The following is an 18,101-nucleotide window of genomic DNA, read 5'->3' on the forward strand; positions in this document are numbered from 1 at the left end:
AGAAGAATGCGTGGACAGACATTTAAACAAGGGGCACAAGCGGCAGTGCCAACGGCTCTGGGCTATATTGGAATTGGTCTAGCCTGCGGCATCATGGCGGCGCCTCATATGAATCCCTTGGAGATGGGGCTGATGAGTATTCTGGTTTATGCTGGCAGTGCTCAGTTTGCCATGATTGGTTTATTTGCCCAGCAGGCGCCGGTTTTGGCCATCGCACTGACTGTTTTTCTCATCAATATCCGGCATCTTCTGCTCTGTCTGCATGCATCGACCCTTTTTCGTAAGTTTAGCTTGATGCAGAATATTGTCATTGGCTCTTTTTTGACAGATGAATCTTATGGAGTCTTGATGGGAGAGCAGGTGCATACAGAAGAGATTGCGGCTAGCTGGATGATGGGTAACAATTTCATGAGCTATACTGCTTGGGTCTTGGGTACTATTTTAGGAACTGCCCTCGGCGCCCTTCTGCCCAATCCTGAGAGCTTTGGCCTAGACTTTGCCCTAGTCGCCATGTTTATTGGTATTTTCTCCTCTCAATTTACAATCATGCTGCGCCGGGTCAAGATAAAGAAGCTCTTTTTAGTCTTAGGTGTAGTGGGCCTTGCCTACTTGCTCCTGACCATGCTGCTTCAAAATTCGCTGGCGGTGCTTTTTGCAACCTTGTTAGGATGTACAGTGGGGGTGATTTTGGATGATAAGTAAGTATATTTTGCTGGCCATTCTTTTGTCAGCCCTGGTCACTTGGATTCCACGGGTTTTGCCCTTTATCCTAGTCAAGTACAAGGGGCTTCCGCCTATGGTGGAGCGTTTCCTCAACTATCTGCCAGTTTCCATAATCTTTGCCCTTATCCTATCCAGTGTCACCAATGCTAAAACAGGCCAGCTGCCAAGTTTTAAATGGTTGGATTTGCTGGCCGTTTTTCCAACTAGCTATGTGGCTTTTAAGTATAAGAACTTAATTGCAACTGTTGTATTTGGTGTAGTCTTGGTGGCCTTGCTGCGATATCTGGCTGGATTTCTTGGGCTGTAAAGATATACAAGACAGATTGATTCGGTCTGTTTTTTTGCTAAATTCTAAGAATTGTCTGAAAATATAATATTTTGTGCTATAATGGAACCAATCAAAATTATGGAGGTTCGAAAATGGCAGAAGCAGGTCATAAATTTTTAGCAAAATTAGGAAAGAAACGGCTTCGTCCCGGTGGTAAGCTGGCAACCGACTGGCTGATTGAGCAGGGGCAGTTTTCCAGCGATAAGAAAGTTCTAGAGGTTGCCTGCAATATGGGAACTACAACGATTGAATTAGCGAAAAAATATGGCTGCCAGATTACTGCAGTTGATTTAGATAAGGCTGCGCTGGCTCAGGCGCGACTTAATGGAGACAAGGCTGGTGTTGGTGAACTCGTCACATTTGAGCAGGCTAATGCCATGAAGCTGCCTTATGATGACAATTCTTTTGATATTGTTATCAATGAAGCCATGCTGACCATGCAGACGGATAAGGGGAAGGCCAAATGTATGGATGAGTACTACCGGGTGCTGAAGCCAGGTGGAGTGCTCCTCACCCACGACGTCATGCTCAAGCAAAAAGATGAGAATGTCCGGGAAGAGCTATCTCGTGCAATTAATGTCAATGTGGGACCCTTAACCGAAGGATCTTGGATTCAGCTGGCACGTTCTCATGCTTTTGACCGTGTGGACACCTTTGTCGGCGAAATGACCTTGATGAGTCTTCGAGGGATGATTTATGATGAAGGACTTGGAGGAACTCTGAAAATCTGCTTTAATGCCCTTAAAAAAGAGAACTACGGTCAGTTTATGAAGATGTTTAAGATGTTCCAAAAGAATCAAGAAAAACTGGGCTTTATTGCTATGGTTTCTCGTAAATAACTGCTAGCCGCTTTGGAAACTGTAAGGAAATTTTAAAAATTTTCTAAAAAACTTGACCCTCCCCTTAGGTCATGGTATATACTAGTTAGGTAAGGAGGTCTATCATGTACCATATCAAAGAAGCTGCGCAGCTTTCAGGCGTCTCTGTCAAAACCCTGCATCATTACGACAAAATCGGACTGTTAGTTCCTGCCAAATCAGAAAATGGCTATCGGACATACAGCCAAGCTGATTTAGAGCGGCTGCAGGTCATCCTTTACTATAAGTATCTGGGTTTTTCTTTGGAGAAAATAGCAGAGCTGCTGAGTCAGGACGATCAGGCCTTATTGCCGCATCTGGTTAGGCAGTTAGAGTATTTGCAGCAGGAAAGAGACCGCTTGGATACCTTGATTTCCACCTTGCAAAAAACCATCCAAGATGAAAAGGGAGAAAGAAAGATGACAATGAAAGAAAAATTCGCAGGTTTTACCTACGAAGACAATCACAAATACCATCAAGATGCTGTCGAAGAATACGGTCAAGAAGTCATGTCAGAAGCATTGGCTCGTCAAAATGGACGGGAAGAAGAATCTGCCGCAGCTTTCAATCAAGTTTTTCAAAGTCTGGCAGAGAATATGCAGCAAGGCTTGCCGATTGAAGCAGCAGAAAATCAGGAGCAGGCAGCGCGTCTCTTACAAGCCATTCGCACTTACGGTTTTGACTGCTCGCTGCAAGTCTTTGCTCACATCGGTCAAGGCTATGTCCACAATCCAGAATTCAAGAAGAATATCGATCAATTTGGATCAGGAACTGCCCAGTACACAGCGGATGTGATTGCTGCTTATGTTCGGACAAATGCGAAATAAATAGGCTAGGAATTTCCTAGCCTATTTATTTCTACTTCAAGTCATAAAGCCAGTCGTCACCGTCTTTATAGTAAAAGAATTCACTTAAATCGTCTTCTAAAAAAAACACGCAGCATATCAGACATGTCACTTGTTGCTAGCTTTAAATGGGACAAATTTTTAAAATCTTCCCACCAGACCTGTCCTTCGTCTGAGGATTTCAGCACACCGGAATAGTGCTTTGTCTTGTAGAGCAGGACGACATAACGAAAATCTTTATCATCATACCAGTTCTTTATGCCGCAAAGTTGAGGATTGAATATGGTTAATCCAGTTTCTTCTTTGACTTCTCTGATAACTGCATCGGTAAAAGATTCCCCGTGCTCTACATGCCCGCCAGGAAAAGTGATACCAGGCCAGTCAGACTTGACTCGTTCTTGTACGAGAACTTTTTCTCCTTCATAAATCATGCACATGTTGACGAATTCTACATTTTCTAGTCGATTCATTTGCTTATTCCTTTTGTTTGACCTGAATGGATAAATATGGGCCATCACTCATATAATGTAAGCTTCCTGCCACCCAGCCGGTGCAGAGGGCAGATGTAATGTTGAATCCGCCCGTGTGGGCATTGATGTCTAGGACCTCTCCAGCGAAGTGGAGGCCGGGAACGAGTTTGCTTTCCAGAGTTTTGGGATTGATTTCTTTGAGACTGACGCCACCCTTGGTTACAAAGGACTTGGCCAGGGACATTTTGCCAGTGACAGGGATGGCTAGTTCTTTGATTTGCTTGATGAGGGCTTCTTTTTCAATGAGATTGAGTTGTTTGACTTTCTCGGGAAAGGTCTGGGCAAAAAAGTCTGCCATTCGCTCGGGTAGGAGGATTTTCAGGCAGTTCTTCAACGATTTTTCCCGGTTTTCTTCTAAAAAGTCCGCCAGATCCTGCTGACTCATCTGAGGAAGGACATCCAGAAAGATGGTTTCTCCACCCTTGACAAAGCTAGACAAGCGCAGGGCTGCCGGGCCTGATAGGCCAAAGTGAGTAAAGAGCAGGTCGTGGGTAATGACATGCTTGCCATAGCTGAGGGTCACATCGTCCAGCGAAATCCCCTGAAGCGCTTTGTGAGGAAAGTCAGTCAGAAGAGGACTTTCAGCAGCTTCTAGGTCAGTCACTGTGTGCTTGAAGTGTCGGGCAATATCATGACCGAAGCCTGTCGAGCCTGTTGAAGGGTAGGACTTGCCGCCAGTCGTCACAATCAATTTCTGGCAGGTCCAAGTCTGGTCGCTGGATCTGACAGTGAAAAGGTCGTCGGATTTTTTAACGGAGACGATTTCAGTATTGGTGATGACAGTGCCACCCAGCTCTGCAATTTTCTTTTCCAAAGCTTCTATAATAGTGCGGGACTTGTCTGTCGCTGGGAAAACACGGCCGTGGTCCTCAACCTTGAGTTTGACACCGTTCTCTGTAAAGAAGTTGATGATATCATGGTTGTCAAACTGGGAAAAAACGCTGTAAAGAAAGCGTCCGTTGCCCGGAATACCGGCCATGAGGTCATCTAGGTTTCCGTTATTGGTCACATTGCAGCGGCCACCACCCGTTCCGGCTAGTTTCTTGCCCAATCGTTTATTTTTCTCAAGGAGCAAGGTCTTCTGCCCGTAGAAAGAACTGGAAATGGCTGCCATCATGCCAGCCGGTCCTCCACCGATGATGATTGTGTCAAAATGGTTCATTGGTCTTTTCCTTTCGTGGAGAGTGGAGTTTATCTGTTGGTTGGAAGTCTGGTATGTCCTTACGGATGCCTTTTTGCTGTCTTGCAGCTCCTCTTGGAGGACTGTAGCTGAACATCTCTAGGCTTCTAAAATCATTCGATTTTTTCATTTCTTTTATTAGACTAATCTGTCTCATTGTATCACAAAAAGGGGTTGAAAAGATAGGAGTCAGGCTCAAAAAATATTGTGAAATTTGACAGTTAAGGCTTGATATGATAAGATTTAGGTATCTACAAACTAGAAAAAGTTTTTGAGGAAATTATGGCAATTGAAAAGACAGTCAGCGAGTTAGCCGAGATTCTTGGAGTTAGCCGCCAGGCGATTAACAATCGTGTCAAGGCACTGCCGCCAGAAGATACGGAAAAGAATGAAAAAGGAGTCACGGTGGTGACCCGCAGCGGCTTGATTAAGCTGGAAGAGATTTATAAGAAAACTATTTTTGAAGATGAACCTGTTAGCGAAGATGTGAAGCAACGCGAGCTGATGGAAATCTTGGTGGATGAAAAAAATGCTGAGATTGTGCGTCTCTATGAGCAGCTTAAGGCCAAGGACAGCCAGTTGGCTAAGAAAGATGAGCAGCTGCGCATCAAGGATGTCCAGATTGCTGAAAAGGACAAGCAGCTGGACCAGCAGCAGCAGCTAACAGCTAAGGCTATGAATGAGCGTGAAACCTTGCTGTTGGAGTTGGATGAAGCCAAGGAAAAGGTGCAGGAGCAGGAAAGCAAGGGCTTCTGGGCACGTTTATTTGGAAAATAAAAATAAGGTTGGGACATCTGTCTCAACCTTGTTTTAAATAAGAATTGCTTTTTAGCAAGTTTTGTATCGTTCACAATATAAAGGAAGAAAATGAAATCACAAAGACTGGGACTTTTACGTCTCTATCGCAATCTTGATAAAATTTTGTTGCTCTTTTTCACAGTCTTTATGCTCATGGAGCTGGCCTGGGTGCCTTTCAACTCCTTTGCAGCAGAGACTCTGCTCAAGCAGACAGGCTACCTCTTCTTATCTTATACGAATGCCTTTAAAGTTCTGACTTCAAATGTCTGGGTTGGCTTAGCCTTTCTAGCGCTTTTTGCGGCCAATCTCTTTATCGCTTATTTTCAGATTGGACTGATATTTATGGGGCTCCGCAATCTTCTGGACGAGGAAGAACGCAGCGCCTTTCAGTTTATTAAGAAAAGTTTTAAAGACAGCGGTTCGCTGATTTGCTACGCCCGACCCAGCAAGGTCCTCTTTATTGCACTGTATATGGGCTTTATCTTTCCCTTTCTGAGGCAAATTCTCAAAATCTACTACTTAAATAAAATTCTGATTCCAGAATTTATCGTGACCTATCTCAAGACGGCCTTATGGATGAAATTATCAATCTATGCTTTAGGTTTTCTGTTTTTTTTGATAGCTGTCCGACTAATGTTTGCCCTGCCCAAGCTCTTTTTTGAGCATTTCCGCCTACGAGACGCGATTAGGTATAGTTTGGAGAAGACCAAGGGGCACTTGATTCGCTATACTTGGCAGCTCTTTTGGATACTGGCCAAGAGCTTTCTCTTCTTTCTTTTAAGCAGCATTCCGATTTTAGTGTTGCAGCAGTATGCGGATGGCCAGTCCAATCAGATAGCCTTGATAGCAGCGGTTGTCAATTACTGCCTCATAAAGCTGGCTTATTACTTCATGGTAGCCTACTTTCTGATTAAGTTTGTGGCTTTTCTGACAGACAGTAAGCTGTCTGAATACCGCTACAGGAAAGGCCTGCCTATCATGCGCTGGTTTATCCTTTTGGTCACTAGCTCTGTCTTTGCCCTTGAAGGCTTTGTCTATCTCAATCTGCCCTTGGAAAACGTCCCTCTGACCATCTCGCATCGTGGGGTTTCGCAGGGAAATGGTGTTCAGAATACAGTTGAGTCGCTAGAGAAAACTGCCCTGCTCAAGCCAGATTATATCGAAATGGATGTACAGGAGACCAAGGATGGCCAGTTTGTCATGATGCACGATGCCAATCTAAAAGCCTTGGCCGGCGTTGATGCTAAACCGCAAGAGCTGACTCTGAAAGAGCTGACAGCTTTAGATATTTCAGAAAATGGACACACTGCCAAAATTTCCAGTTTTGATGCTTATCTCAAACGAGCCAATCAGATGGGCCAGAGACTCTTGATAGAAATCAAGACCAGCAGCTTGGACTCAGACGATATGATGGACCGTTTCCTTAGCCAATACGGAGCCAACATCAAGGTTTATGGCCATCAGATTCAGTCTTTGGATTATCAGGTTATTGACAAGACAGTCCAGTATGATGAGAGCATACCGACCTTCTTTATCCTGCCCTACAATACTATTTTCCCACGGACACAGGCTTCTGGCTATACGATGGAGTACTCGACCCTCGATGAAAACTTTGTCGATAAGCTTTGGACGACGGATAAGCAACTCTATGACTGGACCATCAATGATGCAGACAGCATCGGCAAATCCTTCCGTCTGGGTGTTGATGGCATGATAACTGATGATTTAGAGCTGGTTCAGAGCTCCATCAAGGAACTGCAAAACAATCCCGACTATGCCCTGCTTTTGATGAGCAAGGCAGCGGATTTGCTTAATTTTGTGTAGTGGACTAGTGAGAAAATGACTATAAATCAAAAAAGACTGAGATTCTTCAGTCTTTTTTGCTGGTTCGAGTATTGCTTGACTTATGTTTAGTCAAGTTGGAAGGTTATTTATCTTGCTTAAAATGGCAATTTGCCTGCGAAAGCGCCCATTTTCTTCTGAGTAGCATCATCAATCTGAGCCAGCGCGTGATTCAGGGCCTGTGCAGTCATCTCTGACAGAGTTTCCAAATCTTCAGGATCCACAACGGCTGGATTGAAGTCAATGCTGACTACTTTTTTATCACCAGTCAGTTTAGCAACGACTAAATCTTGGGCTGATTTGCCGGTAAATTCTGTTGCAGCCAGTTCTGCCTGTCCTTTTTCCATTTGTTTTTGCAGCTTTTGTGCTTGCTTCATCATGCTTTGCATGTTCATCATAAGATTTTCTTTCCTTTCTCTCGCAAGGGCTGAGCCCTTGGTAATCTTCACTCTTCAAATTATATCATTTTTTGGGAAAGTGGCAAGAAGCAGAGCCAGAGTTTTTCAATAATGAAAAGCAGGCTATGCTCTTTATAAGGGGAATGTGTATCGTATTGAGAATTTTTGATGAAACCTATTTGACGCGAGCCTTGCTCTTTTAATTGCTTGTTTCGTCTAAATCTTCGTTCATATTAAAGCTCATGGTTGGCAAATCCAGACTAGATTGCTTCAAATCTACAGTCAGCTGATAATCGGTCTTATCACGGACGGTATGCTCAAAGTCTGTAGTGTAGAGGACAAGGCGCAGTTGGTCGCCTTTTTTCATCTTATAGATAGTTGGTTGCAGTTCAAAGGAAAATTCCAGCCATTGGTCAGGAGTGACTTCTTCGATAGTCAGTAGGTTGGTCCGGTTTTGCAGGTTGATGAAGCCTTTGGTGATGACGCGATGAGGCGTTTCGGCAAAGGGCAGTTCAACCAGATTGTCCAGCATATAGTAGCGGCCGTTGTCCATGACTCTAGGCTCAATAGGCGTAGGAATTGGTGTGAGGCGTTTAGCTGGTCCGAAGTCCAGCAATTGAGCAGAAAGTAGTCCCTTATCGGTGCTGGATTTGAGGCGAAGATTGAGCTGGCTCGCTCCGTTGAGAAAGAGGTCCTTTTCCAAGGTCCAGTCCAGAGTAATCTGGTTAACCTTACCTTCAAAAAGCTCAGTCTTGAAGCTTTGGTAATTTTTAGCAAAACGATTATAGTCTTCTTCTGGATATTGATTTTGGATAGATTGGCAGTCTTGGCCTAGTTGGAGCTGAAGTTTCTGCTCTTGTCCACCGAAGTCTTCCAAGGTCAACCAGCTTTGAGCTTGGCTGTTGTCCTGCCAGATGACTGTTGGCAGTTTAAAGTCTGATTCACATCCCAGCAGTTTTTTGCTCAGCAGAGCATTGATAGACTCACGGAAGTCAATGGACTGCCAGTTGTTCATGTAAACATGGGCGCCGTTATGGAAGAAAAGATGCTTTTTGATGTGGGGCGGTAAGGCTCGAAACATATTATAGACATGGAGGGGCTTAACATTCCAGTCTTGAGAACCGTGGGTGAAGACGATTTCGGCCTTGACCTTATCTGCATGGAGAAGGTAGTTGCGGTCATGCCAAAATTGATTGTAATCTCCAGTTTGCCGGTCTAGGTCTTTGCGCTGTTGCTCTAGGCTTTGCTGATAAGCATCGTTGTTGCGCAGGTAGTCACCAGCCCTCAGATTGCGGGAGTAGGTCAGTTCGGTCAAGGATTCAAAATCCTCTCCTGGATAACCGCCAGGGCTTGTGACAAGGCCGTTTTCGCGGTAGTAGTTGTACCAAGAAGAAATCCCAGCTTCTGCGATAATGACTTCCAATCCGTCTACACCAGTCGTAGCCAGACCGTTGGACATGGTGCCCAGATAGGAGATACCGGTCGTAGCCACTTTTCCGTTGGACCAAGTGGCCTTGATTTCCCGTTGGCGAGTGTGGTCGGTGAAGGCTCGGCAGCGGCCGTTTAGCCAATCAATAACGTTCTTATAAGCCTCGATCTGCTGATAGTCGCCGCTGGTCATCAGTCCTTCAGAGTCTTTGGTTCCCACGCCAGACACATAGAGATTAGCAAAGCCGCGGGGCAGCAAGTAGTCATTGAGCGTGTAGGTGCCGATATGACCCAATTTTTCCTCGGCTTCAGAGACTTCTTGGGCAGGAACTGGCGAATCCAGCTGGAGCAATTTGAGCTCAGGATCTTGTACTTTGATTTGATGAGGCTCTTTTTTTACTAAGTCTACATTCATGTCATGGAGAGCCTTGTCGCTGGCAGGATCATTGGTTCCTTGATGATAAGGAGAAGCAGTCATGACGGCCGGAATTTTCCCTTGGTAACGAGGGCGGATAATGCTGACCTTGATGAGGTCCGGACGACCGTCTTGATCAGTATCCACGCGTGATTCTACGTAAACCACCTCACGGATGGCATCATGGCTGGAAAAGGTTGCCAGACTCTTGCCGTTGAAGTAGTGGTGGGTATTGTCCTCAGGAATCAAACCCTCGCTGACTAGCTTATCAACTAAGAGGTTGCCATTTTTTGTCCGAGTGTTGAGCAGCTGGTAGAGGTTTTCCAACAAGTCTCCAAATGTAATGGGAAAGCCCGTTTCTTTGCGAAAGGCCTCAACATCCGTAAAATCAATAAAGGGCGAGAACTCAAGCAGCTGAAAGGCCACAGTGTAAAAAACAGACGCCGTCAGTTCTCTGTCAGACTGGAAAAAGCTCAGCAGGTCTGTTTGGCTGTCAGCAGCCCAGGACTTCAAGGGATAATCTGTATTTTTATAAGTGAAAAAGCTGGTGCGTAGAAAATCTTCAAGATTTTCCTTATCAGAGCGATTGCTGTCATAAAAAAAGCCTAATTCAGCTAATTCTATCAACATATTTTCCCGTTTCGTTTTTGCATAACTATACTGATTAAAACGCATATTCTTCCCTCTTTTTCTTATTTTTATTAAAAATGACCTTTACATTATCCATTATACTTGATAAAATAGACTTTGTCTAAAAAATATTTAAGGAGTATCACTAAATGGATTTCGAATGGGTCGTTAAATACGCCACAGAATTTTTAGGAACAGCTATCCTCATTGTCTTGGGGAACGGAGCTGTTGCCAACGTTGAATTAAAAGGAACTAAGGGACATCAGAGCGGTTGGTTGGTCATCGCTGTCGGATACGGTATGGGGGTTATGATTCCAGCTTTGATGTTTGGTAATGTGTCTGGTAACCATATCAACCCTGCCTTTACTTTGGGACTTGCTGTCAGCGGGTATTTCCCTTGGGCACAGGTTGCACCATACATTGCAGCGCAGCTTTTAGGAGCTATCTTTGGACAGGCCTTGGTCGTTGCGACTCACCGTCCTTACTATCTGAAAACAGAAAACCCTAACAATATCTTAGGTACTTTCTCTACTATCTCTAGCCTAGACCATGGCACGCCTGAATCACGTAAAGCTGCCTTGTTCAATGGTTTTATCAATGAGTTTGTTGGTTCTTTTGTTCTTTTCTTTGCCGCTCTAGGCTTGACAAAACTTCATTTTGGTGCAGAGCTAAAATCAATTATTGAGTCAAATGTTCAGCAACAAGCTTTACAAGCGGCTCAAGTTGGTCAAAAAATAGCAGAAGCTGATTTGGATAAGGCGGTGCATAATACCTTTGCTCAAGCAACCAATGCTTCATCAGCAGTCGCTCACTTGGCACTTGGTTTCTTGGTAATGGCTTTGGTAACCTCTCTGGGAGGCCCTACTGGACCTGGACTGAACCCTGCTCGTGACCTCGGACCTCGTATCCTCCACTTCATCCTGCCAGAAGCTGTTTTGGGTAAACACAAGGGTGATTCAAAATGGTGGTATTCTTGGGTTCCAGTTGTAGCACCGATTCTTGCAGGTATCACAGCGGTCCTCTTGTTTAAAACAATCTACGGATAAGCACATAAGATTAGAGTTGGGGGATTTCCTCAGCTCTTTTTTCGAACGATAGAGAAGGTAAAGATGGAGATGCAAGTATCAAAATATCATAAGATCAGTGGCCGTAGAACCTTACTCTTTGGTCTTTTAGCCCTTGTTTTCGGCCTGATTATCATTGTCAATGGCTTCAGATTTACTAAGCTGGCCTTCGATTTTATTTCGCTTTATCTGACAGTTGTTGGCTTGGTAAATATTGTTCTTCATGTTTTTACGCGCAAGAAAGAAGGGGCTGTCTGGCATAGTCTGCTTCAGATTGCAGTCGCTATAGGTATCAGCTGGCTCAACCGAATCAGTGATGTGCCTGTCAATATTGTGATTATCAGTTTGGGTAGCTACCAGCTCTTAACCGCAGGTATTTACGGAGTGACCTATCTGCTTTATCGGCAAAATCATGTCAAGGGAGGTTTGCGCTATCTATTTGATACCATTCTCTATGGTGGGATTGGACTGACCAGTATTCTTTCGCCTGCGACTGACGGACACTTGCAGTTTTTGATTTTGGGAATCTATTTGATGATGTTGGGAACGTCCAATATCCGGGATGGCCTCTTTTTTGATAATGACCGTGAAAAACATCGGCTGCGTAGGCAAATTCGTATTAACCTACCTATTATTTTTGCAACCTTTATTCCGGTAGAAAATCTGGAACGCTTTAATCGACTGATTCAGGGAGATGCAGCTTCTGATCGTAAAAATGTTTATAGTCTTGTTAAGAATAGAGAGAAAAAAGCGGACTTAGAGGTCTTGGTTCATACTTCAAAGACAAGTTTATTAGGAGCCATAGGTCATGTAGATATTTGCTATCAGGGACAAGTGATTTCTTATGGCAGTTATGATGTTTTTTCTGAGCGATGCAAGGGCATGATTGGAGATGGTGTTCTCTTCAAGGTTCCTAAAGACGCCTATATTGAGCTTTGCAAAAAAGAAAGCAAGAAAACACTCTTTGGTTATTCTCTGGCTTTGACGGATAAGGAGAAGGAGGCGGTTGAGAAGCGCCTGGCTGAGATCAATCAGCTGCTGGTAGAATGGGAGCCGCCAGCAGAACTGAAAAATGGCCAGCCAACATACTCCTACAAGTTGAAGCATGAACTAGGAGCGCAGCTATATAAGTTTAAAACCAGTCGTTTCAAGACGTATTTTGTCCTGTCGACCAACTGTTGCCTGCTAGCAGATTCGATTATTGGGCAGGCTGGGACAGATATTCTGGATATTCGTGGTATTATCGCACCTGGTACCTACCAGTCCTATCTGCAGTACGAGTTTGAGTCCGCTAGGGGTTTGGTTATTGCTCAGACCGTTTACCAATAAATCCAAGTCCTTCTTGTTTTAAAAATTGTTTATTTGCGCATAATTTCTTGTCAAAAAGATGAAAATCCATTACAATAAAATGGTTTGGAGGAATTATGAGCGCGAATCATATTATTAGAATTATCCCTGTATTAAAAATAAATAATCGTCATTTAAATCAAGAATTTTTCGTAAATCAGCTGGGCATGAAGGCCCTTTTAGAGGAAGCTGCATTTCTGTCCTTGGGTGATCAGACTAAGACAGAGAAACTGCAGCTGGAAGAATCACCCAGTATGCGGTCGCGGCGAGTCAAAGGTCCTAAAAAATTAGCCAGAATCGTTGTCAAGGTTGCAGATGCTAAAGAAATCGAGTCGCTATTGGCTCAAAAGCCTGCTTGGACTAAGCTGTATAAAGGAGAGAAAGGCTATGCTTTTGAAGCTCTGTCACCAGAGGGCGATCTAGTTCTTCTGCATGCAGAAGAGAATAGAGCAAATCTACAAGAAGTCACGGTGGCGCCTGAATTTGAAAAGCAAGAGGACTTTATCGGTCTTAGCCAATTTGAGATAGAGACGGTAGAAATTCGTGTACCTAATGCCAATGAAGCCCAAGAATTTTACAGCAAGATTGAAAATGCGCTGGACTTTCTGACCTTTATAGAAGCAGAGGGACAAGACTTGCAGGCAGACAATGCCCTAACTTGGGACTTGACTATGCTCAAAGCTCAAGTCAATCGTTTAGAAACCGCTGCGCTGCGTCCTATCTTTGAAGGACACGAGGTCTTTGTACCTAAGTCAGATAAGTTCCTGCTGAGTCAGGATTTTAGTAAGATTGAATTGTGGTTTGAAGCATGACTATAGAAAACATCATCAGTAAAATCAAAGAACAGCTAAAAGATGGTATCTATCCCGGTGCTAGTCTGGCCTTGTACCAAGCTGGCCGGTGGCAGGAATTCTACTTTGGTCTAGCTGATCCGCAAGAAGGAAAGGCCACTCAAGTGGGTTTGGTCTATGACTTGGCTAGCGTCAGCAAGGTGGTCGGAGTTGGTACTCTGGCAGCCTTTTTGTATGAGCAGGGCAAGCTGGAACTGGATTTGCCCTTACAGCATTATTATCCGGCCTTTCATCAAGAAGATGTGACCTTGCGTCAGCTCTTGACCCACACATCAGGACTAGATCCCTTTATTCCTAATCGTGATCAGCTGACAGCTCCCGAGTTGAAAGAAGCACTCAATCATTTGACAGTGCTTGAAGATAAGACCTTTCGCTATACGGATGTGAATTTTCTGCTCTTGGGTTTTATGCTGGAAGAGATCTTCGGTCAGGCCTTGGATCAGATTTTTCAAAGTCAGATTTTCCAGCCTTGGGGTTTGACTGAGACAGGTTTTGGGCCAGTTCCAGGAGCTGTGCCGACCGTTCGCGGTGTCAAGGATGGTCAGGTTCATGACCCCAAGGCGCGTGCTCTAGGCATCCATTCTGGTAGTGCTGGCTTATTTTCAAGTCTCAGGGATTTGGAAATATTTCTGGAACATTATCTGCAGGATGACTTTGCGGCCAATCTGACCCAGAATTTTTCCAAAGAGCCTGGCAAAAGACGCAGTCTAGCTTGGAATCTAGAGGGCAGCTGGCTGGATCACACTGGCTACACAGGAACCTTTATCATGTATAATCGTAAGGAGCAAAAGGCGGCTATTTTCCTATCCAACCGGACCTATGAAAAAGACGAGCGGGCTCAATGGATCTTAGACCGTAACCAGCTGATGGACCTGATAAGAAGAGAACTTTAAAAGACTCCGGCTGCAAGCCCCGGAGTTTTATCGTGTCTGCCTATATAAATATTGGTCTCTAGCCCCAGTGATTTTCTCTTAATAAAAATCGCTTTTTTTGCCAAAGTATATTAAAATAAGATAGAGAGAATCTACAGACAAGAGAAGAGTATGACAAAAGAAATCGGTGTCGGCAAGGCACATAGTAAAATTATTTTAATGGGAGAGCATTCGGTGGTCTACGGCTATCCGGCCATTTCCCTGCCTCTTAATCGTATTGAAGTGACCTGTCAGGTCTTTCCATCTGAGCGGGCCTGGACCCTCTATGCCGAGGATACGCTGTCTATGGCTATTTTTGCCTGTCTAGAACATCTCGGCCGGCAAGGGGCTAAGATTCGCTGTCAGGTGGAGTCCATGGTCCCTGAGAAGAGGGGAATGGGGTCTTCAGCCGCGGTTAGTATTGCAGCTATTCGGGCGGTCTTTGACTACTTTGAGGAAGAACTGGATGACCAAACACTGGAGATTCTGGCCAATCGGGCAGAGATGATTGCCCATATGAATCCCAGCGGCCTCGATGCCAAGACCTGCCTTAGCGATGTAGCTATTAAGTTTATCCGCAATTTCGGTTTCAGCGAAATTGAGCTGGATCTGGATGCCTTTTTAGTGATTGCAGATACGGGCATTCACGGTCATACCCGCGAAGCTATCCGTGCTGTAGAAAGTCAGGGCCAAAAGGCTCTGCCTTTGCTGCAGGAATTGGGGAATTTAACGAAAATCCTTGAGAAAGCCATTTCTATCAAGGACCTGATGACAATGGGACAAGCTATGACCAAGGCTCATGAGAAGTTAGCCAAGCTAGGGGTTTCTTGCCAGAAAGCAGATGAGCTGGTAGCGGCAGCTCTTGAAAACGGAGCTTTGGGAGCTAAAATGAGCGGCGGCGGTCTGGGTGGCTGTGTCATTGCTCTTGTAGGAGAAAGAAATCAGGCGGAGGCCTTAGCCGCCTTATTGAGAGAGAAAGGGGCCATTAACACATGGATCGAAAGCCTGTAAGTGTCAAATCCTATGCCAATATTGCAATTGTCAAATATTGGGGGAAGAAAGATGCAGAAAAGATGATTCCGTCTACCAGCAGTATCTCGCTGACACTGGAAAATATGTATACCGAGACGCAACTGAGTCCTTTGCCGGCTACAGCGACTGAAGATGAGTTTTATATTGACGGTCAGTTGCAAAGCTCGGCAGAACATGCCAAAATCAGTAAGATTATTGACCGTTTCCGCTCTCCAGAAGATGGTTTTGTCCGCGTTGATACCAGCAATAATATGCCAACTGCAGCAGGGCTGTCTTCCAGCTCCAGCGGTCTATCTGCCCTAGTCAAGGCCTGCAATGCTTATTTTCAGACGGGCTATCAGACGCAAGAGCTGGCCCAGCTGGCTAAGTTTGCTTCAGGGTCATCAGCTCGGTCTTTCTTTGGTCCGCTAGCGGCCTGGGATAAGGACAGTGGGGCCATTTATCCAGTCAAGACGGATTTGAAACTAGCCATGATTATGTTGGTTCTGCACGATGAGAAAAAGCCCATTTCCAGCCGCGACGGCATGGAGCTCTGTGCTAAAACTTCCACCATTTTCCCAGATTGGATTGCCCAGTCTGCCTTGGATTATCAGGCCATGCTAGGCTATTTACGAGACAATAATTTTGCCAAGGTGGGTCAGCTGACGGAAGAAAATGCTCTCCGGATGCATGCCACGACAGAGAAAGCTTATCCGCCGTTTTCTTATCTGACAGAGGAGTCTTACCAAGCTATGGATGCTGTCAGAAAGCTGCGGGACCAGGGCGAGCGTTGCTACTTTACCATGGATGCGGGGCCAAATGTCAAGGTGCTCTGCTTGGAGGAAGACCTAGCCCATCTGGTGGCTATTTTTGAGAAGGACTACCGGCTTATCGTCTCCAAAACAAAGGACTTGTCAGATGAAGACTAGTGTAAGAGTCCAAACCTGTGGCAAGCTTTATCTAGCGGGTGAATATGCAGTGCTGACGGCTGGTCAGCCAGCCATTATCAAGGCCATTCCTATCTATATGATTGGGGAAATCCAGACAGCCTCTGCCTATCGCTTGACATCAGATATGTTTAATCATAGTGCTAACCTAGAGCCAGACCCTGATTATGCCTTGATTCAGGAGACGATAGCAGTTATGAACACTTATTTGCAGGACTTAGGCTGCCAACTTCAGCCTTTTTCTCTGAATATTAGTGGCAAGATGGAAAGGGACGGCAAGAAGTTCGGGATTGGCTCCAGCGGTAGTGTGGTTACTCTGATTCTGAAGGCCATGGCAGGACTTTATGAGCTGGACTTGGAGTCGGAGCTACTCTTTAAAATGGCTTCTTACGTTCTCCTCAAGCGAGGGGACAATGGCTCCATGGGAGATCTAGCCTGCATTGCTTATGAAGACCTGATTTACTACCGATCTTTTGATAGAGAGCTGGTTCGCAAGCGTATGGGCAAAGTTAATTTGCTACAGCTGTTAGCAGAGGATTGGGGGTTTGAAATTCGTAGTATTAAGCCTTGCTTAGCCATGGATTTTCTAGTTGGCTGGACCAAGCAGCCGGCTATCTCTAAGGACTTAGTCAATCAGGTCAAGTCAGCTATTTCAGAGTCCTTTTTGACAGGCAGTAGGACGCAGGTTGATGCCTTGGAGAAGGCTTTATTAGCAGGAGATAAGCTTGCTATTCAGTCTAGTATGGAAAAGGCTAGTCAGCTCTTAGAAAGGCTCAGTCCAGCTATTTATACAGACAGGCTGAAAGTCTTAAAAGAAGCGGCAGAGGGACTGAACTGTGTGGCTAAGAGCAGTGGTGCCGGTGGTGGCGACTGCGGGATTGCTCTCAGCTTTGATGCTGCATCTAGTAAGAAATTGATTCAAGCCTGGCAAGAAGCTGGTATTGAGCTATTATACAGAGAAAGGATGGGCCATGATGAGCCAGAATCGTAAGGATGACCATATCAAATACGCTTTAGAGCAGCGTCCGGGTTACAACAGTTTTGATGAAATGGAACTGGTTCACCGTTCTCTGCCCAAGTATGATTTGGCAGAGATTGACCTATCTACTCACTTTGCTGGTCGTGATTGGGACTTTCCTTTTTACATCAATGCTATGACTGGCGGTAGCCACAAAGGCGGTCAAATCAATGAAAAGTTGGCTCAAGTAGCTGAAAGTTGTGGCCTTCTTTTTGTAACTGGCTCTTACAGCGCAGCCTTGAAGAATCCTTCTGATCCTTCCTATCGGGTGGCGGATGGTCGGCCTAATTTATTGCTGGCTACCAATATCGGATTGGACAAGCCTTATCAAGCCGCCCAGCAGGCGATAGCTGATTTGCAGCCTCTCTTTTTGCAGGTTCATGTCAATCTCATGCAGGAATTGCTGATGCCAGAGGGCGAGCGGGAGTTTCGTTCTTGGCGCCAGCACTTGACGGATTATAGTCAGCGACTGGATCTTCCCCTAATTCTTAAAGAAGTTGGCTTTGGCATGGATCGCTCTACTGTCGAAGAAGCGCGCTCCTTGGGCATTCAGACTTTTGATATTTCTGGCCGGGGCGGCACTAGCTTTGCCTATATTGAAAATCAGCGGGGTGGCAATCGTGATTACCTTAATGATTGGGGGCAATCTACTCTGCAGAGCCTGCTAGCTCTTCAACCACTTCGCGACGAGGTCGATCTCTTGGCTAGTGGAGGTGTCCGTCATCCTTTGGATATGATCAAATCCCTTGTTTTAGGAGCCAAGGCGGTTGGTCTCTCTCGTACCATGCTAGACTTGGTGGAAAATCACTCAGTGGAAGAGGTTATTGATATTGTAGAAGGCTGGAAATTGGATCTGCGCCTTATCATGTGCGCCCTGTCCTGCCGAAACTTGCAAGAATTAAAGAGTGTACCCTATCTATTCTACGGTCGGCTAAAAGAAGCTCAGGAACAGATTAAATAAATAGCATAAAGACATAC

Annotated in this window: 17 protein-coding genes and 1 pseudogene; 14 read left to right on the top strand and 4 right to left on the bottom strand. The window is 45.1% G+C overall.

Features of this window, described 5'->3' with window-relative positions; translation table 11 throughout:
• Positions 1-6 precede the first annotated feature (6 nt).
• From RWX26_RS08520 to RWX26_RS08535, 4 genes are all read left to right on the top strand, one after another.
• Positions 7-702: an AzlC family ABC transporter permease gene (locus RWX26_RS08520; RefSeq protein WP_004188866.1), complete on the top strand. Its 696-nt coding sequence runs from the start codon at positions 7-9 to the stop codon at positions 700-702.
• Complete coding sequence (locus RWX26_RS08525; protein ID WP_314580839.1) at positions 692-1,030, top strand: AzlD domain-containing protein; 339 nt, start codon at positions 692-694, stop codon at positions 1,028-1,030. The genes RWX26_RS08520 and RWX26_RS08525 overlap by 11 nt, the downstream gene beginning before the upstream one ends.
• Positions 1,031-1,143: 113 nt before the next feature.
• Entirely contained in the window at positions 1,144-1,890 is a 747-nt protein-coding gene (locus RWX26_RS08530; RefSeq protein ID WP_314580842.1) for a class I SAM-dependent methyltransferase, read from the top strand.
• Positions 1,891-1,994: 104 nt separating this feature from the next.
• A complete protein-coding gene (locus RWX26_RS08535; RefSeq protein ID WP_314580845.1) occupies positions 1,995-2,735 on the top strand; it encodes a MerR family transcriptional regulator in 741 nt (246 codons plus the stop codon).
• Between the two features lie 31 nt (positions 2,736-2,766).
• On the opposite strand, the pseudogene RWX26_RS08540 reads toward RWX26_RS08535, so the two are convergent.
• A pseudogene (locus RWX26_RS08540) lies at positions 2,767-3,223 on the bottom strand (8-oxo-dGTP diphosphatase).
• A 4-nt stretch (positions 3,224-3,227) separates the two neighbouring features.
• A complete protein-coding gene (locus tag RWX26_RS08545) occupies positions 3,228-4,445 on the bottom strand; it encodes an NAD(P)/FAD-dependent oxidoreductase (protein WP_314580848.1) in 1,218 nt (405 codons plus the stop codon).
• 300 nt (positions 4,446-4,745) lie between these two features.
• On the opposite strand from RWX26_RS08545, the gene RWX26_RS08550 reads away from it, so the two are divergent.
• Entirely contained in the window at positions 4,746-5,240 is a 495-nt protein-coding gene (locus RWX26_RS08550; RefSeq protein WP_002896624.1) for a DUF536 domain-containing protein, read from the top strand.
• Positions 5,241-5,330: 90 nt separating this feature from the next.
• Complete coding sequence (locus RWX26_RS08555) at positions 5,331-7,085, top strand: glycerophosphodiester phosphodiesterase (protein WP_314580851.1); 1,755 nt, start codon at positions 5,331-5,333, stop codon at positions 7,083-7,085.
• A 116-nt stretch (positions 7,086-7,201) separates the two neighbouring features.
• Here the strand turns inward: RWX26_RS08555 and RWX26_RS08560 are convergent, their stop codons facing one another.
• Positions 7,202-7,501, bottom strand: a complete 300-nt coding sequence (locus RWX26_RS08560) for a YbaB/EbfC family nucleoid-associated protein (RefSeq protein ID WP_002919734.1) — start codon at positions 7,499-7,501, stop codon at positions 7,202-7,204.
• A gap of 199 nt (positions 7,502-7,700) precedes the next feature.
• Positions 7,701-10,019: a Xaa-Pro dipeptidyl-peptidase gene (locus RWX26_RS08565; protein WP_314580855.1), complete on the bottom strand. Its 2,319-nt coding sequence runs from the start codon at positions 10,017-10,019 to the stop codon at positions 7,701-7,703.
• Between the two features lie 104 nt (positions 10,020-10,123).
• Here RWX26_RS08565 and gla point away from each other — a divergent pair, with 104 nt between their 5' ends.
• From gla to fni, 8 genes are all read left to right on the top strand, one after another.
• Positions 10,124-11,020, top strand: coding sequence for an aquaglyceroporin Gla (gla, locus tag RWX26_RS08570; RefSeq protein WP_314580858.1), 897 nt, complete (start codon positions 10,124-10,126; stop codon positions 11,018-11,020).
• Positions 11,021-11,083: 63 nt separating this feature from the next.
• Entirely contained in the window at positions 11,084-12,367 is a 1,284-nt protein-coding gene (locus RWX26_RS08575; RefSeq protein WP_314580861.1) for a DUF308 domain-containing protein, read from the top strand.
• A gap of 95 nt (positions 12,368-12,462) precedes the next feature.
• On the top strand, positions 12,463-13,197 hold the full coding sequence (locus RWX26_RS08580) for a CppA N-terminal domain-containing protein (RefSeq protein ID WP_314580863.1): 735 nt from the start codon (positions 12,463-12,465) through the stop codon (positions 13,195-13,197).
• Positions 13,194-14,129 (top strand): serine hydrolase domain-containing protein, encoded by a 936-nt coding sequence (locus RWX26_RS08585; protein WP_314580866.1) that lies wholly within the window; start codon positions 13,194-13,196, stop codon positions 14,127-14,129. The genes RWX26_RS08580 and RWX26_RS08585 overlap by 4 nt, the downstream gene beginning before the upstream one ends.
• Before the next feature lie 150 nt (positions 14,130-14,279).
• Positions 14,280-15,158, top strand: coding sequence for a mevalonate kinase (mvk, locus tag RWX26_RS08590; protein WP_314580869.1), 879 nt, complete (start codon positions 14,280-14,282; stop codon positions 15,156-15,158).
• Positions 15,140-16,087: a diphosphomevalonate decarboxylase gene (gene mvaD / locus RWX26_RS08595; protein WP_314580872.1), complete on the top strand. Its 948-nt coding sequence runs from the start codon at positions 15,140-15,142 to the stop codon at positions 16,085-16,087. The genes mvk and mvaD overlap by 19 nt, the downstream gene beginning before the upstream one ends.
• The gene (locus RWX26_RS08600; RefSeq protein WP_314580875.1) at positions 16,077-17,096 is read left to right on the top strand and encodes a phosphomevalonate kinase; all 1,020 of its coding nucleotides are present in this window, start codon (positions 16,077-16,079) and stop codon (positions 17,094-17,096) included. Before mvaD ends, RWX26_RS08600 begins: the two co-directional genes overlap by 11 nt.
• Entirely contained in the window at positions 17,077-18,084 is a 1,008-nt protein-coding gene (fni, locus tag RWX26_RS08605) for a type 2 isopentenyl-diphosphate Delta-isomerase (RefSeq protein ID WP_002926813.1), read from the top strand. The genes RWX26_RS08600 and fni overlap by 20 nt, the downstream gene beginning before the upstream one ends.
• The last annotated feature ends 17 nt before the right edge of the window (positions 18,085-18,101 follow it).

This window comes from uncultured Streptococcus sp. (assembly GCF_963536705.1).
GTDB lineage: Bacteria > Bacillota > Bacilli > Lactobacillales > Streptococcaceae > Streptococcus.